General features: G+C 42.6%; 12 protein-coding genes. 9 read left to right on the forward strand and 3 right to left on the reverse strand.

The annotated features are described in order from the left end of the window. The 6 genes from DA100_RS07835 to DA100_RS07860 form a co-directional block, all read left to right on the forward strand. Positions 1 to 757: ISAs1 family transposase (locus tag DA100_RS07835; RefSeq protein WP_138971669.1), on the forward strand; the 757-nt coding region annotated here is incomplete at its 5' end. Between the two features lie 456 nt (positions 758 to 1,213). Beyond that, the gene (locus DA100_RS07840; protein ID WP_138971670.1) at positions 1,214 to 1,426 is read left to right on the forward strand and encodes a cold-shock protein; all 213 of its coding nucleotides are present in this window, start codon (positions 1,214 to 1,216) and stop codon (positions 1,424 to 1,426) included. A gap of 372 nt (positions 1,427 to 1,798) precedes the next feature. After that, positions 1,799 to 1,948 carry a hypothetical protein gene (locus tag DA100_RS20900; protein ID WP_171052167.1) on the forward strand — a complete coding sequence of 50 codons (150 nt, stop codon included), beginning with the start codon at positions 1,799 to 1,801 and terminating at the stop codon, positions 1,946 to 1,948. 13 nt (positions 1,949 to 1,961) lie between these two features. After that, complete coding sequence (locus tag DA100_RS07850) at positions 1,962 to 2,162, forward strand: hypothetical protein (RefSeq protein WP_138971672.1); 201 nt, start codon at positions 1,962 to 1,964, stop codon at positions 2,160 to 2,162. Between the two features lie 299 nt (positions 2,163 to 2,461). Beyond that, complete coding sequence (locus DA100_RS07855) at positions 2,462 to 3,055, forward strand: LysE family translocator (protein WP_138971673.1); 594 nt, start codon at positions 2,462 to 2,464, stop codon at positions 3,053 to 3,055. A gap of 19 nt (positions 3,056 to 3,074) precedes the next feature. After that, entirely contained in the window at positions 3,075 to 3,899 is an 825-nt protein-coding gene (locus DA100_RS07860) for an AraC family transcriptional regulator (protein WP_138971674.1), read from the forward strand. Positions 3,900 to 4,010: 111 nt separating this feature from the next. Here the strand turns inward: DA100_RS07860 and DA100_RS07865 are convergent, their stop codons facing one another. The 3 genes from DA100_RS07865 to DA100_RS07875 form a co-directional block, all read right to left on the reverse strand. Next, positions 4,011 to 4,304, reverse strand: coding sequence for a hypothetical protein (locus DA100_RS07865; RefSeq protein WP_138971675.1), 294 nt, complete (start codon positions 4,302 to 4,304; stop codon positions 4,011 to 4,013). A gap of 427 nt (positions 4,305 to 4,731) precedes the next feature. Next, a complete protein-coding gene (locus DA100_RS21490) occupies positions 4,732 to 4,863 on the reverse strand; it encodes a hypothetical protein (protein WP_276608336.1) in 132 nt (43 codons plus the stop codon). Further along, the gene (locus tag DA100_RS07875; RefSeq protein WP_138971676.1) at positions 4,860 to 5,279 is read right to left on the reverse strand and encodes a pyocin activator PrtN family protein; all 420 of its coding nucleotides are present in this window, start codon (positions 5,277 to 5,279) and stop codon (positions 4,860 to 4,862) included. The genes DA100_RS21490 and DA100_RS07875 overlap by 4 nt, the downstream gene beginning before the upstream one ends. 194 nt (positions 5,280 to 5,473) lie before the next feature. Between DA100_RS07875 and DA100_RS07880 the strand changes: the two genes are divergently transcribed. From DA100_RS07880 to DA100_RS07890, 3 genes are all read left to right on the forward strand, one after another. Next, on the forward strand, positions 5,474 to 6,166 hold the full coding sequence (locus tag DA100_RS07880; protein WP_138971677.1) for a S24 family peptidase: 693 nt from the start codon (positions 5,474 to 5,476) through the stop codon (positions 6,164 to 6,166). Between the two features lie 201 nt (positions 6,167 to 6,367). Then, positions 6,368 to 6,760: a DUF4440 domain-containing protein gene (locus DA100_RS07885; RefSeq protein ID WP_138971678.1), complete on the forward strand. Its 393-nt coding sequence runs from the start codon at positions 6,368 to 6,370 to the stop codon at positions 6,758 to 6,760. Between the two features lie 171 nt (positions 6,761 to 6,931). Then, positions 6,932 to 7,525, forward strand: coding sequence for a hypothetical protein (locus DA100_RS07890; protein ID WP_138971679.1), 594 nt, complete (start codon positions 6,932 to 6,934; stop codon positions 7,523 to 7,525). The last annotated feature ends 294 nt before the right edge of the window (positions 7,526 to 7,819 follow it).

Below are 7,819 nucleotides of genomic sequence, written 5' to 3' on the forward strand. Positions count from 1 at the left end.
AGCTAGTACTATCCATATGATTAGCGCCTACGCTTCGTCCAATAAGCTCGTACTTGGACAGCTCAAAACAGAAGAAAAGAGCAACGAGATCACAGCAATACCTGAGCTCATCAAACTTCTTGATATCAAAGGCGCTCTAGTCACAATTGATGCGATGGCATGCCAAACGGAAGTAGCCAAAACTATCATCGAACAAGATGCTGACTACTTACTTGCGGTTAAAAATAATCAAGGAAAGTTACGCAAAGCAGTAGAGCAGGCTTTTGCAAAACAACGAGCATCAAAGCCCAAAAATATCAAAATCGAGCAGGGTCACGGCCGTATTGAAGTCCGTCAAAGCTATGTGTTAAGCAGCGAAACGCTCGAAGGTAACTTCTCTCGTTGGAAAGGATTAAAATCGGTCATTATGGTGGAAAACTTCCGTTACCATAAAGGCAAAGTAGCAGAGCTAGAGTATCGATACTACATCAGCTCAAAGCAATTGAGTGCGGAGCAAGCGGCAAGCGCAGTAAGGGAGCACTGGGGTATCGAGTCAATGCACTGGGTCTTAGATGTGACGATGGCTGAGGATGCCTGCCAAATCTATAAAGACCACGGAGCCGAAAACCTAGCTTGCCTTCGCCATATAGGGTTGAATATGTTGCGCACAGAGCCGACTAAACTCAGTATCGTTGGAAAACAGAAGCGTTGTATGATGAACACAGCGATGCTAGAGGCGGTCTTGAGTGAAGGCCTAAACGCGGTGGGTAAAAATTAAACACTCATGCGGTCGCCCTGGCTATCTAACTATCATAGGGGTTAATCACCCAGAGTGCAGGTTTACACAATTCAATAAGGGATAAATGAAATCTTGGTTCAAAGTGTAAGCCACTCAATATTCACGACATCTCTTACTCAAGCCAGAGTTGTGCAAATCCAGTTACTTCTACCTGATTCAAGAGAGGAACTCGCACAGGGCTTAACATCTTGCTTGATTTGATGTGTTAACTCATTGATTTCATTTGATATAAAATTAAATTAAGAAATACATATCTATTATGTACACATAGTGTATAGTGTCGTCAGCTCAAACGGTGAGCTATTAATAATATATTTAGTTCAAGATCTTCTCAGTTTTTCGATTAAATTCGTCATATCTATCCTGCGATACCTTTTTCTTCATTCCTTATTTAGTAGCTTTCTTTATAATTCATTCAATGTATCGAGATATATTATGTCAAATAAAACAACTGGCTCAGTTAAATGGTTTAACGAAACTAAAGGCTTTGGATTTATCGCTCCTGACAACGGTGGCGCTGATCTATTCGTTCATTTCAAATCAATTGTTAGCGAAGGCTTCAAAACACTAGCTGAAGGTCAAAAGGTATCTTTTGATGTTGAGCAAGGTAGCAAAGGCCCACAAGCTGGTAATGTTACTTTAGTGTAATTTCTTTCTAAAAGATCTCCCTCTTAGCGGAGATCTTTTTTCTTCAAATTTAATAAGGAGTCAGATGACTCGAAAAAATAATCGCAAGACATATTGGTATTATGTTCTTCGTGAACAGAGAACAATCAAAGGACATAAACCTAATTGTTCGTTATAAAATTTTGTCTTCATCATGGTGAGATTTCTTGGTCTTCTCCCATACATCAGTTAAACAGCGATGTACTAAAACGTCATATTCTTCCTAGATTAAATACTAGCGATTTTGACCTGAGTTTTTCGTTTTGTGAACTTGAAAGTTCTGGTCAAATTAAAGATTCGTACGGGAAGGTTTTGGGCGATTTTTATATCCAAAATAGAGAAGGAGATTGAGAATTGAAAAAGCCAGCGAAGGGTACTACCCCCAAACCGGACAAAGGTAAAAGCACTGGTTCGGATGAAAGTTCTAACAATATTCATAAGATCAGAAAAAGAATTGAAAACATATTGCTAGAACGAGAAGAGAAAAAACTTTGGGATCTATAAGGTAAGAAGATATATGAGAAAACCTGTTAAAAAATCAAGCAAAAAAGCACAGAAAAATAACTTCGAAGAACGATTTGCTGCAATGGTAAAAGAGTATCAAGAAGCGAAAGAAGTTCTCGAGTCTATGACGGAAGGTTCTTCGGAGTATCTTACTCATAAAAAATTATGTGATAAGTTATTTGCAAATGCTGAGCGATATATTAATAAAAATTAATCGCTTAAAATGGGTTGATTGTATTCTCACTAAGCCTGTGTCTCAGTCGTTCACAATAGTTAACTTAATCTATGTTTATCTAATCGGGATAATCATTGACTTACTCTTGTCCACAAATCACTTACGCGGCGACAATGACCTGTGTTCGCCTAACATAACCGCCATTGCCAGTTAACGTGTCAGTGATTTCTCATTCAGCTACATCCAGTAGGCCCTTTAGTTTCTTTAGATACTGCAATATCGTTCAATAACTCTCTGGTGCGATTGGTTACCTTGGACAGGTAATAGAGGAGAACACCATGAATAGTGTATTGATCGCGATGCTCGCTTTTGCCTTTGTTGGGGCCGCCACACCGGGGCCAGTAAATCTTTTGGCGACAACCACGGCTGTTCAAAGAGGAAGCAGGGAAGCGTTCAAATTGGTCGTCAGCGCGTCATTGGCTTACGCGCTGGTCGTGTTTTTGTCTGGCAGCGTGATGCACCTCCTCGTCGAGGTGATGCCAGTACTGGAAGTCGGACTGCGTTGGGCGGGAAGCTTTTTCTTGTTGTATCTTGCCTATCAGATATTTACTGCACCTGTGAGTCATTTGACTTGCACTGAGGCGAGTAGCTCTGGCTGGTGGCTTGGGGCCGTCACCCAAATACTCAACCCTAAAGCGTGGCTGGTTGCGATGTCTGGCGTCAGTTTATATGTCGTCGGTCAGGTAGATCAGCAGCAGTGGTTATGGGCGTTTACTACCGTTTCTTTAGTGTGCTGTTTAGCTGGTGTAGGGCTGTGGGCTCTGACCGGCAGTGCTTTTGCTCGCTATTTATCGCAACCTAACAGACAACGCGTTTTTAATCGTACTATGGCGATTATTCTAGGTGCATCTGTTAGCATGATTTGGTATTAGGAGCGCAAAGGAGCTGCGCATGAAGATAGATAAAAGTGCCAACTTCAAACAGAGCACGGTATTACCTTGGATTGAGTTACGTATCGCTAACCAAAGCACCGCCTGTTATGAAGCGCATTCGCATGATGAGTTTTCATTTGGCATCATTCAGCAAGGGCGTGCGGATTATCGTAATCATCAAACAACTCACCACATTGGTAAAGGTGACATTGTGACCATCAATCCGGCCGATGTTCACTCCTGCAACCCCGAAGCTGGCACCTGGTCCTACAGTATGTTGTTTGTTGATACCAAACAGATGGGAAAGGTTCAGCAAGAGATCCTAGGCCATCACCGGAGTGGTTACAGCGATGATTATACTCCTTTTTGTCATCCACTTGAGCGTGAGCCTCGTATTAAGCAAAGCTACTTAGCCCTGTTTAATGACCTTCAACGAGAAGCGAGTCAGCTTCAGGTTGAGTCGCGTCTGTATGATTTCGTTGCAACTGCATTTGGTACAAGCCTGATCCACAATAAGCAATCACCCTCATTACAGCTAAAACGTGTTCAAGAGAAGTTACTTGATGATGTTTCTTATTCACATCAGTTGGAGCAATTGGCTCAAGAAGCACAGATGAGTCGATACCAGTTACTAAGAGCGTTTAAACATCATTTTGGCCTGTCACCACACGCTTACCTGATGGATGAGAAGATCAAACGCGCTAAGGTGATGCTTAAATCTGGGCAAGAGATTGCGGACGTCGCTTTAGAGCTCGGCTTCTCCGATCAAGCCCATTTCCAACGCCAGTTTAAGAAGAAGATAGCGGTCACGCCGAAGTTTTATCAGTCGCATTTTTTCGATTGAGTGCTGGTAAGATGCTAAGCAATGCGCGCTGCGCAAGTAGAAAACGTGCCCGTTCTGTTTTAGAAGGATCGGGATTTGACCATACCTGCCATATCTTCACTCATAATTCCCTCAACTTGCCGAACTCACGTTGAATGTGAAAATGTGCTCCTCTTTCAAGAACATCATTGCTTCCTGAAGGGTAGGGAAGAGCGCTAACTCCTTACCGTGCGATAGCAGATAGATGGCTTCACGGTGTGCTGGGCTAAACACCGAAATCGCCCAGCCTAAGAAGTCACCCTTGGTATCAGACTTAATGAACACGCAGGGAGGGTGGTGAACCACACTGTCTAATGCGCGAGCAACAGCGCAGAAATCCTTGGCCACTAAGCCTCGCTCGCTGGAATGTATTTTTGAAACTTTCATACCGCTGTAAGCTCCTGTGCATCCATTACAATGTAACCGCCAGCCTGTTCAACTGCCGACTCTAACGAGTCAAACTTGCCAAGCGGAGTGACTTCGGGTTCAAAGGTCTGGTTGTGGCGCTTGTGGGCGACATCACCAAATAAACGAAGGGCGAAATCTCCCCTGTGAGAATGGAGTTGTTTAGAGCGCGTTTAATGAAGCTTTTTGCCTCGCTACTTGGCGCAATATGAGCGCTAACCAGGTTAAGCTTGCGTAGCATATTTGCTTGTAGGCGATAGGTGTTGGCTATCTCTGTGAGCTCATTGCGGTGACGTTGGCGAAACAAGCTGCATGCCTCGTTGTACTTATGTTGTACATCCGCCAAAAAGACGCACATTGTTTGGTTTGCTTCTATATCGGATACTCTCTACAACGCGTAAGGGTTCAGTTAGCCGAGCTGAACCATCGCTTCGCGGGCGGCGATTTCCGTTATCGCCACTATATTGATCAGCGTCTTATCTCTAGGGGGCGCTACCACGACATACGGACAAGCGATGGTGGTCATGAATGGTTGGTTCATAGTTCGTCCCTCTTACTTAATGGAGCGGCATCATTCATTGCTTCCTTACCAAGCTCTTTCTTTACTTCTTTAAGGCGTTTTTTACGTTTATTGCGTCGGGCTTGCCTTTGATTTTGATGGAGCCATTGCCACTTCTGGACAATCTGCATCTCTTCATCGGAAAGTTTGCCTTGAATAGTGAACTCATGCTTGGCAGCGCGAATACGTAAATCAATCAGATCAGCGAGGTCATCAAGGTGAACCATAAACGGGCTGCGTTTGTGATCTTCCATTCGGAAAGTGGGAATTGGTAAAGACTGGCTGTTTGCTTTGCCATTGGCGGTTTCGGCGTTGATATGGAAGAACTCTTCGCAAATATCGCCCAACGCTACAATCGGTGTGCCAAAACGAGCATGGAGTGCATATTTTGTATTCATAATCAGTGCCCTACATCACTACACGCCGAGACGAGCATGTGATACATTGGTGAATCGGTGTTAATCGGTCTAAAACCACATTAAGATTTGCTGTTTATGTGGATTTTCTCGAATTATCTAGAGTTTTCTCGGATTTTGTTGGAATGATAGATCGGAATAATAAGATTGGTCAATGTTTGTTTTAAGGGTTTTTCGTGCGCGAATGGTTTAAAACTTCGGATTTACAGGGAATAGCTGGGTTTCCAACGACCCCTCAAGGTTTCAGTCAAAAAGCTAAAAAAGCTGATTGGATATCCCGCAGAGCTAGCGGAAGAGGCGCTGGGCTTGAATATCACATCTCAAATTTTGATGAAGAAGTGATTGCTGAACTACGCGCAAAGTATGGTGATGACGTTATTCCTGATAATGTGACGGAAATCGCAAACGTAAAAACCGTGAATGCCGTCTCTCAAATTGAAAATATGTGTGCTGTTCCCGTCTATAACGTCTATGCAGCTTGCGGTTTTAGCACATTGAACGATGCTGAGTTTCAACTTCGCACTGAGTTCCTCCCATGTGAATGGCTAAAGCGTTTCGGATTAACAGAAGAAACCGCCAGAATCATTATCTGTCACGGCGACTCAATGGACGATACCTTAAGTGATGGCGATGAGGTTCTTGTCGATATTCGAAGATTAGAACACCCAGTTAAGCACGGCGTGTACGTCGTTCGTATCGGTAAACATGTCTACATTAAACGTCTGAAGTACAACATTATGGCAGAAGGCTATGAAGTCATCTCAGACAACAAAGAAGAATATGATTCTTTCATCGTGAACGAGGACAAACTCAACGAGTTCGCGGTGATAGGAAAAGTCGTCACCACCGTCATGAAGGCGGTGGTTTAGAAACGCAAAGGCGACCTTAGGGTCGCCTTTTTTATCTAAATCAAGTCGTTCGGAGGGGCGTTAAGCTAAAGCATTTCTGCCCATTCTGATTTATCCCTAAATTTTTGACTAGCTACATAGGCGGTTATTGACCTACTTATTCTAATAGCTAATTATGTGTTTGATAGCAGTTGTTACAGTCTTGTATATTTTGGAGGTCAAATGGATGTTCTCGTAGAGCAAGAGATTGAATTACACCAATATGAAACACGCCAAAATAAAGCGGATATTGAACGTTTAATTCATCCTGGTTTTTCTGAAATAGGTAAGTCTGGGAACTCTTATGACTTTGCTTCTGTCATCACAATGATGACAACAGAAAAGCCGTCAAACACCCGAGTTCATTCGCAGAAATATGAATGTATCCAACTTGAGCCGTCGGTTCAGCTACTAAAGTACGAGTCAGCTTTGGTAAATGAGTGTGGAGAAATTAGTAACTATGCTAAACGTTGTTCCATTTGGGTTTTCACCGGTACTTGCTGGCAATTGAAGTACCATCAAGGTACGCCTTGCTCTCCCTTCGAACTAGAACCGATACAAACCCTTGTCCGCTAGTACACAGCTAGAAAAGTTCGCAGCAAACTCACCTTTGCCCCATTTCTTGTTATATAAAGCTAACACCACACTTCATCCCCGTGTTAATTGACTTATTTTTTCTTATGCCAGTAGAGTAGCCAGATAGTCATCGAGTTAGCTAAAACAACCTATTTGCATGCAGGGTCGCATATGTTTAATTCAAATGCTAATAACCTACAAACACTGAACTCCGAGGTTTTGAGCTTCCTGCGGCAGTTTCAAAGTAATCCTTTTCGATATTTGTTTGAATCAGACATACAAGGCGAGCTTTTTACTCGACTTCGTCATGCTATTCCAGACGTCTTAAGGATCGCTGGAGGCGGTAACTCTCTGAATGAATATGATATTTCTATCGTTAATTCTGAGTACCTAAGTCGGCTAGATATTGCTCTCCTTGATATTGAAAAGGCTCCGTTTCATCCTGTGCGTAATCATAAAGGTTTTGATGTCCATCTATACGACTGCCCTGTATTTGTTGGAATAGAAATTAAGTTCCGAAAATTGGGGGATAACATGGGACTACAATCGTGTTTGAGAGATACGGCAAAGTTACGGAATCTTAGTATTCCGACTCCTGTTATTCTGGGGTTCATTCAAGCAGAATCTGACGTTAGATCATTCTTTAAAAATGCGCCTGAGAATGTTCATTTTAGGGAAGTTAATATCGATGCTGCTTTAACATTATTAGCCCCAAGAGACGGTGGATTGTTACTGAGAACACAATGGATAGCGACTGAAACGTAAGACGATTGTGCCCCAATTTTCTTAGATTAAATACTCTACTCAATTCAGAGGGCGGGCGTTTACCCTACTAAAACTTATTCGATTGATTTGATAACTGTTCACTCCCGTCATTAGGTGACATCTTGCAGTCTAATTTCCCTTCATGTGTCATAACTTATTGATTATCAGTTGAGTTAGTATGAAAATGACCGCATACCCTAAGGATGAAAAACGACAACTTATCGTCTAACAAGCGTTAGGTTTATAGGAGAAAAATTTGGACGCAAGAACAACTTATAATCGGCTACCATATGG

Source organism: Vibrio sp. Hep-1b-8 (assembly GCF_006124995.1).
Lineage (GTDB): Bacteria > Pseudomonadota > Gammaproteobacteria > Enterobacterales > Vibrionaceae > Vibrio.

Excerpts from the sequence above, each read along its gene's own strand:
- DA100_RS07840 (WP_138971670.1), top strand. The coding sequence starts at position 1,214 with ATGTCAAATAAAACAACTGGCTCAGTTAAATGGTTTAACGAAACTAAA.
- DA100_RS07850 (WP_138971672.1), top strand. The coding sequence starts at position 1,962 with ATGAGAAAACCTGTTAAAAAATCAAGCAAAAAAGCACAGAAAAATAAC.
- DA100_RS07855 (WP_138971673.1), top strand. The coding sequence starts at position 2,462 with ATGAATAGTGTATTGATCGCGATGCTCGCTTTTGCCTTTGTTGGGGCC.
- DA100_RS07860 (WP_138971674.1), top strand. The coding sequence starts at position 3,075 with ATGAAGATAGATAAAAGTGCCAACTTCAAACAGAGCACGGTATTACCT.
- DA100_RS07865 (WP_138971675.1), bottom strand. The coding sequence starts at position 4,304 with ATGAAAGTTTCAAAAATACATTCCAGCGAGCGAGGCTTAGTGGCCAAG.
- DA100_RS21490 (WP_276608336.1), bottom strand. The coding sequence starts at position 4,863 with ATGAACCAACCATTCATGACCACCATCGCTTGTCCGTATGTCGTGGTA.
- DA100_RS07875 (WP_138971676.1), bottom strand. The coding sequence starts at position 5,279 with ATGAATACAAAATATGCACTCCATGCTCGTTTTGGCACACCGATTGTA.
- DA100_RS07885 (WP_138971678.1), top strand. The coding sequence starts at position 6,368 with ATGGATGTTCTCGTAGAGCAAGAGATTGAATTACACCAATATGAAACA.
- DA100_RS07890 (WP_138971679.1), top strand. The coding sequence starts at position 6,932 with ATGTTTAATTCAAATGCTAATAACCTACAAACACTGAACTCCGAGGTT.